The sequence below is a fragment of the Stenotrophomonas acidaminiphila genome (assembly GCA_002951995.1).
GTDB lineage: Bacteria > Pseudomonadota > Gammaproteobacteria > Xanthomonadales > Xanthomonadaceae > Stenotrophomonas > Stenotrophomonas acidaminiphila_A.
Genome location: CP019797.1, coordinates 1935862 through 1951033, shown reverse-complemented (window position 1 = coordinate 1951033; position 15172 = coordinate 1935862). Strand labels below are relative to the sequence as shown.

The window sequence follows — 15172 nt, the reverse complement described above, 5'->3', positions numbered from 1 at the left end:
GGTTCAACCCCGCACCTGGCCGCTGCGGCGGGTCTGCGCCTTGACCAGCCGGTCCATGGTGCGCAGCGACTTCTCGTCCAGCGCCAGCGCCGCATCCACCCAGACCCGGGTGATGTCCATCAGTTCCTGGTAGTCGACCCGGTTGGAAATGCCGCGTACCGCGTTCATCGCCAGGTACGACTGCGGGATGCGCTGCTGCTGCCGGATCAGGTCGTTGACCGCCTGTTCGCCGTGGCCGCGCGGCACCAGGATGTCGACCACGCCCATGGCATGCATTTCCTCGGCGCTGTACACACGGCCCTCGAGGATGATGCGCTCGGCCAGCTGCGGCGACACTCGCCGGCTCAGGAAGTTGTAGGCGCCCATGCCCGGGAACAGGCCGAACAGCACTTCGGGCAGGCCCATGCCGACGCCTTCCTCGGCGACGATGGTGTGGCAGGACAGGGCCATCTCCAGGCCGCCGCCGAGCGCATCGCCCTGCAGCAGGGCGATGGTGCGGAAGCTGCCGTCCAGTCCGGCATGGAAACGGTACACGCCGTCGACGCAGCTGCGCGCGTAGCGCAGCAGGCCGTCGCCGTCGCACGCGCGGATCAGCGCGGAGAACACGTCCAGGTCGCCGCCGAGGTTGAAGGCGTCGGCCGCCGACGCCAGCACCAGGTGGCGCAGGCGCCCGGGACGGGCCTGCGGGTCGCCAGTGATGCCGTCCAGGTAGGCGTGCATCTCGGTCATCAGCGGCTTGCGGAAGCAGGGGCGCACGCCGGGGCCGGCGTCGGCGTGCATGTGCAGCCAATGCACGTCGCCGACCGCGTCGTCGTGCACACGGATGGTGGAGTAGGGGGTGGCGTAGTCGGTGGCGGGGGTGCCGACGGGCAACAGTTCGATCGCGTTCATGGGCTGGGTCCTTGCAGGAGGCCCGCAGAATCGGAAGCGTGGGCGGCGGGCCGGACGCTGGCACTCCGCGATCCTACACGCGCCATGGTCCGGCGCATGCGCAAAGGCCCCGCCGGGGGCCGGCGGGGCCTTCAGGGGCACGGCTGGACAGGCGGGCTTCAGCCGGCCGGCGGGGCGTCGCGCAGTTCGCGGCGCAGGATCTTGCCGACGTTGGTCTTGGGCAGCTCCTTGCGGAACTCGACGATGCGCGGGTGCTTGTAGCCGGTCAGGTTGGCGCGGGCGAACTCCTTGACCTGCTCCTCGGTCAGGTTCGGGTCCTTCTTGACGATGACCACCTTGACCACCTCGCCGGATTTCTCGTTCGGCACGCCGACCGCGGCCACTTCCAGCACGCCGGGCATCATCGCGATGACGTCCTCGACCTCGTTCGGGTACACGTTGAAGCCGGACACCAGGATCATGTCCTTCTTGCGGTCGACGATGTAGAAGAAGCCCTTCTCGTCCATGCGCGCCATGTCGCCGGTATGCAGCCAGCCGCCGGCGTCCATCGCCTTGGCGGTCTCGTCAGGGCGGTGCCAGTAGCCCTTCATCACCTGCGGGCCGCGGATGCACAGCTCGCCGACCTCGCCGACCGCGAGCATGTTGCCGTCATCGTCCTTCACGCAGGCGTCGGTGGACGGAATCGGCAGGCCGATGGCGCCGTTGTACTCGGCCAGGTCCAGCGGGTTGATGCAGGCCGCCGGCGAGGTCTCGGTCAGGCCGTAGGCCTCCACCAGGGTGGTGCCGGTGATCTTCTTCCAGCGTTCGGCCACCGCCCGCTGCACCGCCATGCCGCCGCCCAGGGTGACCTTGAGCGAGGAGAAGTCCACATCCTCGAAGCCGGGCGTGTTGAGCAGGCCGTTGAACAGCGTGTTGACGCCGGTGATGGCGGTGAAGCGGTTGTTGCGCAGCTCCTTGACGAAGCCCTTCATGTCGCGCGGGTTGGTGATCAGGTGGTTCAGGCCGCCCAGCTTCATGAAGACCAGGCCGTTGGCCGTCAGCGCGAAGATGTGGTACAGCGGCAGCGCGGTGATGATCACCTCCTCGCCGGGCTTGACCCCCGAGGCGGAGATCCATGCCGACGCCTGCTGCATGTTCGCCACCAGGTTGCGGTGGGTCAGCATGGCGCCCTTGGCCACCCCGGTGGTGCCGCCGGTGTACTGCAGGAAGGCGATGTCGTCGTGGCTGATCTCCACCGGCGGCATGGGGTGGCGCGCACCCAGGCGCAGCGCCTCGCGGAAGCGGATCGTGCCCTTGATGCGGTAGTCGGGCACCATCTTCTTGACGTACTTGAGCACGAAATTGACGATCGCGCCCTTGGGGAAGCCGAGCATGTCGCCCAGCCCGGTGGTGATCACCTGCCTGACCGGCGTGTCGGCGATCACCTGCTGCACCGTGTCGCCGAAATTGTCCACCACCACCAGCGCCGAGGCGCCGGAATCGACCAGCTGGTGCTTCAGCTCGCGCGGGGTGTACAGCGGGTTGACGTTCACCACCGTCAGGCCCGCGCGCAGGATGCCGAAGGTGGCGATCGGGTACTGCAGGCAGTTGGGCATCATCACCGCCACGCGGTCGCCCTTCTTCAGCTGCAGCTCGCCCAGCAGGTAAGCGGCAAACTGGGTCACCAGGGCATCGGCCTGCCCGTAGGTCAGCACCTTGCCGAAGTTGGAGTAGGCGGGACGGTCACGGAACTTGGCTACGGAGGCATCGAACACCGCGGCCACGGAGCGGAATTCATCGACGTCGATCTCGGCCGGCACGCCGGCGGGATAACTCTGCAGCCAGGGACGTTCCTGATTCATCTTCCCCTCCAGGAAATGGTTGTGGTCTAGTTGGTATGGCGGCCATGCGCCGACGGTGGCCGTTGCCGCAGCATACCGTCCAGAATGGAAAAGGCGAAGGGAGCGATGATCCGAACGGTCTTCAACTGCGTGCGTATTGCGCTGATCGTGCTGCTGCTGTGCGCCTGCACGCGGCAGGCGCCGGAGCAGCGTCTGCGCGACACCGTGGCGCGGATGCAGGCCGCGGTGGAACAGGGCGAACCGCGCGATTTCATGGCGGGTGTCGCCACCGACTTCATCGGCAATGACACCCTGGACCGCGCTGGCCTGGACCGGTTGCTGCGCGCGCAACTGCTGCTCAACGCCCGGGTCGGCGCACGCACCGGCCCGCTGCGGGTCGAGATGGGGCAGGGGGCTACCGCGACCGTCCGCTTCAGCGTGCTGCTCACCGGGGGCGACGGCCGCTTCCTGCCCGAGCGCGGGCAGCTGCAGCAGGTCACCAGCCACTGGCGGCAGGTCGACGGGCAGTGGCAGCTCTACGGCGCCAGCTGGTCGCCGGCGGTGGACTAGCATCGGCGGGCGTCGCCGCTCGGCCGCGTCGTCCGCCGCCGGAGCACTCGCGGGGGCACCCGCATGCCCGGCGCCTGCCGGCGACGCCCGTGCATGGACGCGGGGGAAGGCGCCGGTCGCCACGATTGCAATCCTGGACAGGTACCTGAATGGAGCCCGGTGGCCGGGTGGTTTCGTCATCCGCCACTCGCGCCTGGCTGTTTATGCTGCCCGCGCAATCCACGCCGGCACGGCCGGCACCAGACGGAGATTCCCCGATGACCACCCGCACCGTTATCCGCAACCTTTCCATCGGCCTGGTGACCGCCGCCGTGCTGTCGGCCTGCGCCACCGGCGGCTCCTATGTGCAGAGTGATCCGTACGGCAACCCCACCCAGCAGCAGAACCGCACCGGCAAGGGCGCGCTGATCGGTACCGCCATCGGCGTGGCCGCGGGCCTGCTCAGCGGCGACAACGCCACCGAGCGCCGCCAGCGCGCCATGGTCGGCGCCGGCATCGGCGCGCTGTCCGGTGCCGCCATCGGCAACTACCAGGACCGCCAGGAGCGCGCCCTGCGCGAGCGCACCGCCAACACCGGCATCGACGTGCAGCGGCAGGGCGACAACATCACCCTGAACCTGCCCGACGGCATCACCTTCGATTTCAACAAGACCACGCTCAAGCCGCAGTTCTACGGCGCCCTCAACGGTGTCGCGGCGACCCTGGCCGAATACAACCAGACCATGATCGAAGTGGTCGGCCACACCGACAGCATCGGCAGCGACGCGGTCAACAACCGCATCTCCAAGGAACGCGCCGACGCCGTGGCCGCCTACCTCGCCGCGCAGGGCGTGCAGCGCGAGCGCATCGAGACCCTGGGCGCCGGCAAGAACTACCCGATCGCCAGCAACGACACCGATGCCGGCCGCGCGCAGAACCGCCGCGTCGAGATCCGCGTCATTCCACTGCGCTCGTGACCGGCGCGTAGTACCCCCCCGGAAGCGCCGCGCATGCGGTGCTTCCGCTTTTCGCGGTTTGCGCCGCCGGTTCCACTTCCGGCCGTCGCCGGGAATCATCCTGCGGTCAACACCACCGTCGCAGGCCGTGCGCGAGAGCGCCACGTCGGGAGCCGGGTCATTCCACTGTGGTCGTGACCAGTGCGCCGCCGGCCTCAGCCCGGGTCGTCGGCGATCACCACGCTGTTGCGGCCGTTGCCCTTGGCCAGGTACAGCGCCGCGTCGGCGCGCGAGAACCAGTCCTGCCAGTACTGCTCGCCGGCATACATGGCCGCACCGAGCGAGATGGTGATGCCGCCGCCCGGGCCGTGCAGCAACTGCTGCACGGATTCGCGCACCCGCTCGGTGAAGCTGGCCAGCGACTCGCGGCTGCCGGCCTCGGCCAGGATCACGAACTCCTCGCCGCCGAAGCGGAACACCTTGTCCTGCTCGCGCAGCTCCAGCCGCAGGATCGCCGCCAGCTCGACCAGCACGTTGTCGCCGGCGGTGTGCCCGTAGTGGTCGTTGACGTCCTTGAAATGGTCGATGTCCAGGATCACCAGCGCATGCCGGAAACGCCCGTTGCGGGCGCTGCCGATTTGCTGCACCAGGGTCTTTTCCAGCGCGCGGCGGTTCGGCAGCCCGGTCAGCTCGTCCAGCGACGCCAGCTGTTCCAGTCGCGTGCGGTCGCCCTGCAGTCGCCGCGAGAAGCGGAAACCGAACCCCAGGATGAGCGCCATCACCACCAGCGCCTGCAGGTCCAGCGCCGGTCTGCGCAGCACGCCGGGGATCAGCAGCAGCCCGGCCACCAGCAGCAGGTTCGCCGGCGTGGCGATGCGGTTGTGCACCAGGAAGAAGTTGGCCATCAGCGTCAGCAGCGACCACGGCAGGGCGCGGTGGCCCAGTTCGCCGGCGGCCAGCAGGCAGCCGGCCACGTTCACCAGGCACAGCAGCAGGCCGGCGCTGGACAGCTGCGCCGCGCGCTTGTGCACCAGCCAGGTGGCGACCACCGCCGGCACCGCGCAGGCCAGTGCCGCAAGTGCCTGCAGCGGCAGCCGCTGCCACGCCAGCCAGCCGGCGAACGCCAGCAGCGCCAGGGCGGCGACCGGGGCAATGGTGCGCAGCGGGGCACTGCGCAGCTCACGCGGCAGCGAAGAGGGCGTCGGCGATCCGGCGGCGGGTTTCATGGCCTTGGCAACATAGCAAGTATGGCGCTGTCGTTCTCTCACCCAGTACGCATCTTCGGCCGCCCGCCGCGGCAGCAGCGGGGGGGGGGGGGCGCCCACCCCTTGCTTCCGGCCCATCCGGCCGCTCCCCCGGCGGTGCTAGATTCGGTTGCCGCCAGCATCCGGCCGGCACCATTCCAGCGCATGAGGGACACCATGAGCATCCGTTTCACCGCCTGGTCCGCGGCACTGGCCGCGGCCGCTGCCGCCGTGTTGCCCAGCATGCCTGCGCATGCCGAATACGCCAAGCCGCCGGCCGAACTGTTGAAGGTATTGACGGCGCCGCCACCGCCGATGCCCAGCGTCGACCCTACCGGCAGGCGCCTGCTGCTGACCACCAGCCAGACCTATCCGTCGATCAGCCGCGTCGCCCGGCCGTACCTGAAGCTGGCCGGGCTGCGCCTGGAGCCCGGCAACCGCAGCCGCCACGATACCCCGGGCGGCTACGGCATCCCCGCCTGCGTGGCCGACTTCACCCTGGTCGATATCGCCAGCGGCGAACACACCCGCGTGCCGCTGCCGGGCGACGCCTGTGCCGGCGGGGCGCTGTGGTCGCCGGATGGCCGCCGCTTCGCCTTCCAGAACGTGGTCGCCGACGCGGTGCAGCTGTGGGTGGGCGATGCCGCCAGCGGCCAGGTCCGGCAGGTGCCCGGCGTGCGCCTGAACCCCATGTTCGGCAGTACCGTGCAGTGGCTGGACGGCGGCAGCCGCCTGCTGGTCAAGCTGGTGCCGGCCGAGCAGGGGCCGGCGCCCGCCGGTGACGACGTGTACGGCCCGGACGTACAGGAATCGCTCGGTGCCAAGGGCGAGAGCAGCACCTACGAAACCCGCGACACCCTGGCCAGCGCCCATGACGAACGCCTGTTCGCCTACTACGGCCTGTCGCAGCTGGCGGTGGTCGAGGCCGGCTCCGGCGAGGTCCGCGCGGTGGGCGCGCCGCAGCTGTACAACGGCGTCAACGGCGCGCCCGACGGCGTGCATGTGCTCACCCAGACCCTCAAGCCGCCGTTCTCGCACGCGGTCACCTACCAGCGCTTCGGCTACGACGTGGACGTGCTGGACGTGACCACCGGCAAGCGCACCCGCATCGCCTCGCTGCCGTTGGCCGAGCGCGTGCCGGTGCACGGCGTGCCGGAGGGGCCGCGTGATTTCGACTGGCGCGCGACCGACCCGGCCACCCTGGTATGGGCCGAGGCGCTGGACAAGGGCGACTGGAATGTCAGCGTGCCGCAGCGCGACCGGCTGATGCTGCAGTCGGCACCGTTCACCGCCGCGCCGCGCGAGATCGCCCGCACCACGCAGCGCTATGCCGGCTTCGACTGGACCGCGCAGCCGCAGCGCAGTTTCCTCAGCGAGTACGACGAGAACCGCCACTGGCGGCAGACCCGCATCGTCGACATCGACGACCCCAAGCAGGCCGCGCGGCTGCTGTGGGACCTGTCCAGCGATGAGCTGTATGCCGACCCCGGCACCTTCGTCTACCAGCGCCTGGGCAACGGCGCGGTGGTGGTGCGCGAGGAGGACGGCAAGGTATTCCTGCGCGGGCAGGGCAGTTCGCCGCAGGGCGACCGCCCGTTCCTCGACCGCCTGGACCTGGCCACGCTCAAGAGCGAACGCCTGTTCCGCAGTGCGGCCGATGCCTACGACCAGTTCCTCGGCTTCACCGCCGAACCGGGCCGCTACCTCACCTGGCACCAGTCGGTGATCGATCCGCCCAATGCCTGGCTGCGCGAGCTGGGGGCGCGCGCTGCCACGGCCCGCGACGGCGAGGCCCAGTACGCCGCCGAAGGCCGCCGGCTGACCCGGGTCGCCGACCCCACCCCGGAAGTGCGGCAGATCCAGAAGCGGCTGGTCACCTACAAGCGCGCCGACGGCGTCGACCTGTCCTTCACCCTGTACACCCCGCCGGGCTACAAGGAAGGGCAGCGCCTGCCGGCCATCCTGTATGCCTATCCAGCCGATTTCGCCAGCAGCGCGCAGGCCGGGCAGGTGTCCGGCTCGCAGCAGACCTTCACCCGCCTGGCGCCCTACCGGCTGATGCTGCTGGCCGGCTACGCGATCATCGACAATGCCTCGTTCCCCATCGTCGGTGACCCGAAGACGGCCTACGACACCTACCTGGAGCAGCTCACCGCCGACGCCAGGGCCGCGGTGGACAAGGCCGTCGAGCTGGGCGTGGTGGACCGCAACCGCATCGGCGTCACCGGGCACAGCCACGGCGGCCTGATGACCGCCAACCTGATCGCCCACACCGACCTGTTCAAGGCCGGCGTGGCCACCAGCGGCTCGTACAACAAGACCTTCACCCCGTTCGGCTTCCAGAACGAGCGCCGCTCGGTGTGGCAGGCGCAGGATGTGTACCTGAAGGCCTCGCCGTACTTCTATGCCGACAGGATCAAGCTGCCGCTGCTGCTGGTGCACGGCGAGGACGACGCCAACCCCGGCACCGAGCCGTTCCAGTCGCGCAAGCTCTACCAGGCGATCCGCGGCAATGGCGGTACCACCCGCCTGGTGATGCTGCCGCACGAGCCGCACTGGTACACCGCGCTGGAATCCAACGCGCAGCTGGTGGCGGAAATGCTGGCCTGGTTCGACCGCTACGTGAAGAACGCACCGGCACAGGCGGCCGCGGACAAGTAAGCTGCCAGGCGGATGCTGCCGTACGGGAAGCCCGTGCATGCGGGCTCCCGTCCCGCGTACCGGAATCCGCGCCAGCCACGCGCGTGGCCTGTACCTCGAGATCCTACTGTCGCCTTGGCTGTCCGCCGCCCGTATCCACGCTGGAGGGTGGGGGGCTGGCAGCCCCGGACGCGACTGGGGACCACCGCCATGCCGGTGCGCAGCCCCGTGACGGCGACGGGCAGTGGGAAGGCCGGCTTCTTCATCAGCACGTCCAGACAACGTGCCGGTCGCGCGCCATGCCAGGGTGCCAATCCCTGGCATGGGGGGGATGTCCGCACCGCCGGGGAATGCAGCATCGCCGGATGCATCGAGGGCACGGTCGCGCACCGTGGCGGTCCCATCGTGGTCGACAGCGGCGGTGCGCGGCGCAGTGTTGCTCGCCGCGATTGATTGATTCGGATCACTTCGATCGAGCGGCCGGCGGTTCATACTCGTGTCGTCCCTTCACGATGGCGGGGTTCGGCATGCGGCTGGGTTCGCGTTCACTGATCATTCCGGTGGTGTTGGCCGGATTCCTGTTGCCGGCACTGGCGGTTCCGCGCAGCACCTGGCCGACAACGGCCATGCTCAGCCTGGGCTCGGGCGTCACCGCGGTTTCGCTGATGGCACTGGCCGCGGTGCTCGGCGCGCGCTGGAAGATCGTCGAGTCGCTGTTCGATGGCCTGGACCGCGTGTACGAGACGCACAAGTGGCTGGGTGTGTGGGCGCTGGTGTTCGCCTCGATACACCTGGTCTTCAAGGCGGGTGTGCAGGCGTGGGAGGTGGCGCCGATCCTGGCGCTGCCCGGGCCAGTGACGCGCCTGGTCCGCCAGCTCAGCTTCGTGGCGATCATGCTGATCGTGCTGCTGGCGCTGAACCGCAAGATCCCGTATCGCAGCTGGCGCTGGTGGCACAGGCTGTCCGGGCCGCTGTTCCTGATCGTGATCGCGCACTGGCTCAGCTTCAAGTCGCCCATCGTGCTGGGCAGCCCGGCCGGCGTGTGGCTGGCACTGCTGTCGCTGCTCGGCGTGGCGGCGGCGTTCTACAAACTGCTGTTGTATCCGCTGTGGTCGCGGCACGCGCGCTACCGGCTGGATGCGGTGTCCTCGACCGGCAATGCGGTCTACCTGCAGCTGCGGCCGGAGGGCAGGGGATTCCGTTCCAACCCGGCCAGTTCGCCTTCCTGTCGTTCGAGCACGACGGCCTGCGCGAGCCGCACCCTTTCACCATTGCCAGCGCCGGACGCACCGATGGAGGCATCGCTTTCATGGTGCGTGCGCTGGGCGACTACACCGAGCGCCTGGTGCGCGAGGCCAGGCCGGGCCTGCTGGCCGAGGTGTATGCGCCGTTCGGGCGTTTCCTGCGGGCGCCGGACGATGGCCGGGAAATCTGGATCGCCGGCGGTGTCGGCGTGACGCCGTTCATCTCCTGGCTGCAGGATGCCGATGCGGTGGGGCTGGAGCGGGTGACCTTCTTCCACTTCTACACCCCCGGACGCGAGCTTCCCGAGGTGCTGGACCTGCAGGGCCTGGCCGCGCGGCGCGGGGTCGAGCTGGTCGAGATCGCCACCGGCCCGGGCGATGCCGGGTTCCGCAGTCGCTTCACCCGGTTGGTCCAGGAGAGCGGGGCATCGGCGCCGAGCATCCATTTCTGCGGTCCGGGCGGACTGCTGAAGCAGGTACGCCAGCTGATGCGCGAAACCGGGGTGCCGGAAGACCGCCTGCACCGCGAACTGTTCGAGTTCCGTTGATGCCGTCAGCAGCGCGGGGCAGGGCGCACGCGCGGAGGGCATGACGGCAACAGGTGCAGGCTCTCCGGACGGAACGGCGGCCGATGCAATGGCGGAACGATTGCCCCATGCCGGCCCGCAACCCGCAGGTGTTGGCCGGCGGGGCGACATCCGGCGAACGATTAGGGCGGCTGCGTGCAGTCGTCCGTTCGCTCTGATGCCGGCCGCCATCGAACGTCGTGTCGCCGGGCGCACAAACCCGGAAGGGATGCGATGTGCGCGTTGGCCATCACGTGCCGGTGTCGTGCGGACGACCGCCTTGCCGGTGCACTGCCGGCATCTGCACAAGCACGCGCGATCGATACCGGATACCGGTTCTTTCACCGGCCGCAATCGCCTCAGACAGGTTCGTGATGGAATGTCGGGATGCTGCGCATTGCACGGTGAATTGCCGGATTGAAAGCATGAATCCAGCCTGTTTTCGCATCTTCACAGCCCATCCACGTGTGCCAACATCAGCTGAAGGCGTGGTCATTGCATCCACAAAAAGGCCGCTATATTCCAGGCTCCCCCGACGAAGCAGGAGTGGAATGTTCATGACCCGACAACATCTCAAGAGCGCAGGCATGCTGGGTGTCGCACTCGTCGCCACCCTCGGCCTTGGCGCCTGCGCGACCTACAAGAACGAGTTCGCCAACATCAACAGCCGCCTCGACCAGCTCGACGCGAAAGTGCAGGGTGCGGCGCAGAGTGCCGAATCGGCCAACCAGTCCGCGCAGCGCGCCAACCAGCGCCTGGACCAGATCGAAGGCCGCGTCCAGCAGCTTGAAACCGCCCCGCGCCGCGCTGCGCGCGGTTGATCGTTTCGCACCCCGCGTGGTGCATCCATGTACCCGGTTCCAGTGGCCGGCCACGGCCACTGGATCCGCTTCCCCACGCGCTCGACGTATCCAGGGAGAGCCCCTTCCGCATGTACCGACACGCTGCAATCCGCGCCTTCCGCGCGAGCGCGCTGGCCCTCGCCCTGGCCTGCGCCGGCGTCGCCACGGCTAGCGCCCAGGACACGGCCGGCGCCCAAGACACCGCCGGCGTGGCCGCGGCCGCCGTCGATGAGCTGCCGCCGGGGCAGGAAGTGTCCGATACGGTGATCGCGCTGGCTGGCTGGGCGGTGGCCACCCGCGACACCGAAGGCTATCCGTTCGCGATCATGGACAAGGCCGCGGCGCAGATCCTGGTGTTTGGGGGTGACGGCCGGCTGCGCGGCGCGGCGCCTGCGCTGTTCGGCTCGGCGGTCGGCGACCATATCGCCCCGGGCATCGCCGGGCTGGCACTGCGCGAGATCCCCGGCCGCGACCGCACCACGCCTGCCGGTCGCTTCGTCGGCGGCTACGGTCCCTCGCTGGATGCCGGCCGCGTGTTGTGGGTGGATTACGACTCTGCGGTATCGATCCATCCGACCGCCACCGGCGTGCCCGCCGAACGACGCCCGGAACGGCTGGCCTCGCCGACACCGGACGACAACCGCATCACCCATGGCTGCATCAACGTCTCGCCGGCGTTCTACGAGCAGGTCGTGCGCCAGACGTTCGAGCGCGGCGGCGTGTTCTACATCCTCCCGGACAAGGAACCGCTGGCTAAGACGTTCCCGGCGTTCGCGCAAAGCCGCACGGCTGCGCAGGGCGGCGGCAAGGACGCCGGACGCGCCAGCCACTGAGGCGCGCCAGGCTTGCGCGGACGGGCGGACGCCGCCACTGCCGCGCGCTGGAGCGCTGGCGACGCCCCGGTCGCGCGCCACGAGCACCCTCCACGCGCCGGCGCTGTGCACGCGGCGCCATTAGCCAACAGCTTCGAAGGCCGGGTGATAGCTCACTTCGGCGACCGGTATTTTTCCGGCCAGCGGCAAGGCCTGGAAATACGCCGCGGGGACACACGGCAGTACCAGTTGTGGGCATGCCCGGAACCCGAAGCGCGCGTAGTAGCGTGGATCGCCCAGCAGCACGCAGCCAGCGCCGCCCATCGTTTCCAGCCGCCGGATGGCTGCGGCCATCAGCGCCGCGCCGATGCCGTGGCCCTGCCGGTCCGGGCGCACCGAGATCGGACCCAGCCCATACCAGCCGGTGTCGCCCGAGGACAACGTCACCGGCGACAGCGCGACATGGCCGACCAGGTCGTCGCCCTCCAGCGCCACCAGCGAAACGCACAGCTGCCCGGCCTCGCGCAATGCACCGACGATGAACTGTTCGGTGTGGCTGGCATGCGCAGCGTTGGCGAACGCCGCCCCGGTGACGCGGGCGATGGCGTCCACGTCGCCGGGCGTTTCATCGCGGATGATCGGGTTCATGGGGCGGTCCGGTGAATGAGTCGCCCAGGCTGTCTTTCCGGTTGCGCAGGGCATTGCAGGCATGCGCGTGGGTACCGTCGGCGAGGGCTTTGCGTCGCGGCAGGGTGCCGTGGCGGCGATTCCGTGTCCACCCGCTGGCCAGCGCTCAGCGTGACGCGTCTGCCGACAGTGCCCAGGCGGCCACCAGCCAGGCGATGCCCATCGACATGAGCCACATGCCGATACCGGCAGCCGAGAACTGGCCCGCGAGCCACTCCTGCCAGCCGACGCGGAGCAGGGGCGTCTGCGCAAGTGCCCAACCGGCGGCGCCCGCGCCCATGGAAAGCCCCAGCCATAGCGGCCAGCGGAAGCTGCGGCGTGGCGGCAACCGTCGCATCACCCGGTCGCTGAAACCGTCGTCCGCAACCGGGCCTTCGAATTCGCGGCGCAGGAGCGTGCCCAGGTCGCGTTGTCGTGGATCATTCATGGGTGTGTTTCCTCGCTGTCGTCAGCGCGCCACGCCGCCAGGCATGCCTTGAGTTTGGCCTTGCCGCGCAGGGCGTGGGTTTTGACCGTGCCCAGCGGCATCGCCAGCACATAGGCCGCCTGGTCATGGCTCAGGCCCATCTGCACGCAATGCAGCAGCACGGCCTGTTCTGCAGTGGACAGGCGGCCCATACAGCGCTGCAGGTCCACCTGCAGGTCCACGCCGTCTGCCGGTGCCTGCAGCAGCGCCAGGCCTTCCGCTTCCGTGCGCTCGCGCTGTGTGGGTTGGCGGCGTGCCTGCAGGAAGCAGGTGTAGGCGATGCGGTACAACCATGTCGAGAACAGTGCGTCGCCGCGGAACTGGGCCAGCTTGCGCCAGGCCAGGAGAAAGGTGTCCTGGGCCAGATCGTCGGCCAGGGCATGGTCGCCATGCAGCAGCCGCCGCAACTGCGCGCGCACCATGCCCTGGTGCCGTCGCACCAGCTGCTCGAATGCCTGGCGGTCGCCGTGCCGGGCGCGTGCGGCCAGGGCCTGGTCCACGCGCGCGGCCGCGGCATTGTCAGCCACGCACGCCGTCCCGGCGGTCCAGGTAGGCGCTGGCCAGGTACCCCAGGCCGGTGGCCAGGGGCAGCAGGCCAATGCCCCACAGCTGGCTGACCGCCAGGCCGCTGTCGAACCCGCCGGGCAGGGCCAGGAACATTGCCATCAGCCCGAGCCCGCCGCCGACCAGGACCAGCCCGTGGCGCCGCTGGACGTCCGCCGCCGATGGCTGCAGCCACTGCGAGCCCAGGTCCACGCCCTTGTCGGCCAGCGCCAGCAGGGCGGTGTACCGGGCCTGGGTCTGCAGGTAGCGGTAGCGCAGCACGATCAGCACGATCAGCACGGGCGCGAGCATCACGACCAGGGGAATGAGGAGAAAGTCCATCGTATGGCTCCTTGTAGCGGTGGCAGGTGCGGGTAAGGACGGAAACGGGCGGAACGGAGATCCGGGGGGGCTGATCAGCGCGGCTGCGCGCTGGCCGCGAGCAGGTCCGCGATGCGTTCGGCGAGCATCCAGTTCTGGCTCTCGCCCTGGTTGCTGGTCAGTGCCACGGTTGCCCCGGTTTCCCAGACCATGGCCAGGTTGGCCGTGGTGCCCTCGATGCCGCCGGCATGGCCGCGGACATGCAGCCCGTGCGACAGCCGTTCGCCAAACCCGGCGGCATAGCCGCCGGGCCCGGCAGGCACCGGGTCGGCGAACATCCGTTCCAGGGTCGCCGGCGTGACCAGTTTGCCGGCACGCAGCGCCTGTGCGAACCGCAGCAGGTCGGCGTTCGTGGAGTAGCCCCCGCCGGCAGGGCCGCCCTTGTAGCCGAGCTTGAGCCACGCAGCCTTCCAGGTGCGGGAGAACAACGCGGCGCGGTAATAGCCGACCGCCAGCCGCGGCACCACTTCATCGAGCGTGTCGAAACCACTGTCGTGCATCTGCGCAGGGGCGAAGACGTTGCGCTGCAGGTACTGGTCGTAGGGCTCGGCAGAGGCTTTTTCGACGATGCGGCCGAGCAGCATGTAGCCGGCGTTGCTGTAGTTCCATCGGGTACCGGGTTCGGCGACGCGTGGTTGCCGCGCGATCAGGTCCAGGTAGTCACCCGGATCGACGAAACGCCGCGAATCGGCGAAGTACTCCGGTACCAGGAAATCCCCGAGCCCTGCGGTGTGGTGCAGCAATTGCCACAGGGTGATACGGCGCGCACTGGCCTGGTCGGGATACTCGGGCAGGTGCTGTGCCAGGGTGTCGTCCCACGACAGCTTGCCGGCCTCCACCAGCTGCGCGATGGCCACGGCGGTGAACATCTTGTTGATCGAGCCGATATGGAAGCGGGTGCGGTGATCGGCCGGCACGCCGAAGTTGCGTTCTGCAAGGCCGCGGCATTCGTCGAACACCACGCTGCCGGCCTGCTGCACGGTCAGGCAGCCGGAAAAGTCCTCGTGCTGCGCGAGGCGGTCGAGCGCGCCCCGCAGCAGGCGGGTCAGGCCGGCCCCAGTGGCGCCGCCCTGCGTCGGCCAGCCGGCATACAATCGTGGATCGTCCATCGGCAATGCCATCGCCTCGGACAGTCGTCCCGGGTTGTCCGGATCCCCGGTCAACCACAGCAATGCCGGCCTGCCGTCGCGGCGTGCCTTGACGGCGACGCCAAGTACGCCGGGATGCCGCGCATCGGTGCGCACATCGAACACCTCCAGTCCGCCGCCGTCGCGCGCGGCCGAGACCAGCCCGGCAACGAACGCGGCCTTGTCCTGATCGCCGATGGTGTCGGACAGGATGCCCGGCAGCCATTGCTCGAGCTGTGCCGGCGCGGCGCTGTCCACCTGCTGGAGCAGTTGCCGGGCGACGCGGCCCGTGGCGGTGTCCGGCAGCGTCGGGCGGGCATCGGTGGCGGCCAGCGCGGGGCCAGCGAACGCCAGCAGGGCCGCGGCTTGGCAGCCGGCGACGAGTCGCCGGCCGATCAGGCGCG

The 15172-nt window shown here is 69.5% G+C and carries 13 protein-coding genes and 1 pseudogene; 6 read left to right on the top strand and 8 right to left on the bottom strand.

The genetic code is table 11. The annotated features are described in order from the left end of the window. Positions 1 to 3 precede the first annotated feature (3 nt). Positions 4 to 891, bottom strand: a complete 888-nt coding sequence (locus B1L07_08770; protein ID AUZ55161.1) for an enoyl-CoA hydratase — start codon at positions 889 to 891, stop codon at positions 4 to 6. 158 nt (positions 892 to 1049) lie between these two features. Further along, positions 1050 to 2732, bottom strand: coding sequence for a long-chain-fatty-acid--CoA ligase (locus B1L07_08765; protein ID AUZ55160.1), 1683 nt, complete (start codon positions 2730 to 2732; stop codon positions 1050 to 1052). Between the two features lie 105 nt (positions 2733 to 2837). On the opposite strand from B1L07_08765, the gene B1L07_08760 reads away from it, so the two are divergent. Further along, a complete protein-coding gene (locus B1L07_08760; protein AUZ55159.1) occupies positions 2838 to 3281 on the top strand; it encodes a hypothetical protein in 444 nt (147 codons plus the stop codon). A 257-nt stretch (positions 3282 to 3538) separates the two neighbouring features. Further along, positions 3539 to 4237, top strand: coding sequence for a cell envelope biogenesis protein OmpA (locus B1L07_08755; GenBank protein ID AUZ55158.1), 699 nt, complete (start codon positions 3539 to 3541; stop codon positions 4235 to 4237). 194 nt (positions 4238 to 4431) lie between these two features. Here B1L07_08755 and B1L07_08750 read toward each other — a convergent pair whose 3' ends face one another. Next, positions 4432 to 5442, bottom strand: a complete 1011-nt coding sequence (locus B1L07_08750) for a hypothetical protein (GenBank protein AUZ55157.1) — start codon at positions 5440 to 5442, stop codon at positions 4432 to 4434. A 195-nt stretch (positions 5443 to 5637) separates the two neighbouring features. Here B1L07_08750 and B1L07_08745 point away from each other — a divergent pair, with 195 nt between their 5' ends. The 4 genes and pseudogenes from B1L07_08745 (at position 5638) to B1L07_08730 (ending at position 11585) form a co-directional block, all read left to right on the top strand. Continuing rightward, positions 5638 to 8121 carry a peptidase gene (locus B1L07_08745; GenBank protein AUZ55156.1) on the top strand — a complete coding sequence of 828 codons (2484 nt, stop codon included), beginning with the start codon at positions 5638 to 5640 and terminating at the stop codon, positions 8119 to 8121. 506 nt (positions 8122 to 8627) lie between these two features. Beyond that, positions 8628 to 9892 (top strand): annotated as a pseudogene (locus tag B1L07_08740) (oxidoreductase). A gap of 569 nt (positions 9893 to 10461) precedes the next feature. Then, a complete protein-coding gene (locus B1L07_08735; protein ID AUZ55155.1) occupies positions 10462 to 10731 on the top strand; it encodes a hypothetical protein in 270 nt (89 codons plus the stop codon). 152 nt (positions 10732 to 10883) lie between these two features. Beyond that, complete coding sequence (locus tag B1L07_08730; protein AUZ56528.1) at positions 10884 to 11585, top strand: hypothetical protein; 702 nt, start codon at positions 10884 to 10886, stop codon at positions 11583 to 11585. Positions 11586 to 11705: 120 nt separating this feature from the next. Here B1L07_08730 and B1L07_08725 read toward each other — a convergent pair whose 3' ends face one another. The 5 genes from B1L07_08725 to B1L07_08705 all read right to left on the bottom strand — a co-directional run bounded on the left by B1L07_08725 (position 11706) and on the right by B1L07_08705 (position 15101). Next, positions 11706 to 12212, bottom strand: coding sequence for a GNAT family N-acetyltransferase (locus B1L07_08725; GenBank protein ID AUZ55154.1), 507 nt, complete (start codon positions 12210 to 12212; stop codon positions 11706 to 11708). 145 nt (positions 12213 to 12357) lie between these two features. Beyond that, entirely contained in the window at positions 12358 to 12678 is a 321-nt protein-coding gene (locus B1L07_08720) for a hypothetical protein (protein AUZ55153.1), read from the bottom strand. Next, positions 12675 to 13217, bottom strand: coding sequence for a hypothetical protein (locus B1L07_08715; GenBank protein AUZ55152.1), 543 nt, complete (start codon positions 13215 to 13217; stop codon positions 12675 to 12677). Before B1L07_08715 ends, B1L07_08720 begins: the two co-directional genes overlap by 4 nt. 19 nt (positions 13218 to 13236) lie before the next feature. After that, positions 13237 to 13602, bottom strand: coding sequence for a hypothetical protein (locus tag B1L07_08710; GenBank protein AUZ55151.1), 366 nt, complete (start codon positions 13600 to 13602; stop codon positions 13237 to 13239). Between the two features lie 74 nt (positions 13603 to 13676). Beyond that, positions 13677 to 15101 carry a serine hydrolase gene (locus tag B1L07_08705; protein ID AUZ56527.1) on the bottom strand — a complete coding sequence of 475 codons (1425 nt, stop codon included), beginning with the start codon at positions 15099 to 15101 and terminating at the stop codon, positions 13677 to 13679. Between the last annotated feature and the right edge of the window lie 71 nt (positions 15102 to 15172).

Bases quoted from the DNA above. Each gene is read 5' to 3' on its own strand.
- B1L07_08770 (AUZ55161.1), bottom strand. From the start codon at position 891: ATGAACGCGATCGAACTGTTGCCCGTCGGCACCCCCGCCACCGACTAC.
- B1L07_08765 (AUZ55160.1), bottom strand. From the start codon at position 2,732: ATGAATCAGGAACGTCCCTGGCTGCAGAGTTATCCCGCCGGCGTGCCG.
- B1L07_08760 (AUZ55159.1), top strand. From the start codon at position 2,838: ATGATCCGAACGGTCTTCAACTGCGTGCGTATTGCGCTGATCGTGCTG.
- B1L07_08755 (AUZ55158.1), top strand. From the start codon at position 3,539: ATGACCACCCGCACCGTTATCCGCAACCTTTCCATCGGCCTGGTGACC.
- B1L07_08750 (AUZ55157.1), bottom strand. From the start codon at position 5,442: ATGAAACCCGCCGCCGGATCGCCGACGCCCTCTTCGCTGCCGCGTGAG.
- B1L07_08745 (AUZ55156.1), top strand. From the start codon at position 5,638: ATGAGCATCCGTTTCACCGCCTGGTCCGCGGCACTGGCCGCGGCCGCT.
- B1L07_08735 (AUZ55155.1), top strand. From the start codon at position 10,462: ATGTTCATGACCCGACAACATCTCAAGAGCGCAGGCATGCTGGGTGTC.
- B1L07_08725 (AUZ55154.1), bottom strand. From the start codon at position 12,212: ATGAACCCGATCATCCGCGATGAAACGCCCGGCGACGTGGACGCCATC.
- B1L07_08720 (AUZ55153.1), bottom strand. From the start codon at position 12,678: ATGAATGATCCACGACAACGCGACCTGGGCACGCTCCTGCGCCGCGAA.
- B1L07_08710 (AUZ55151.1), bottom strand. From the start codon at position 13,602: ATGGACTTTCTCCTCATTCCCCTGGTCGTGATGCTCGCGCCCGTGCTG.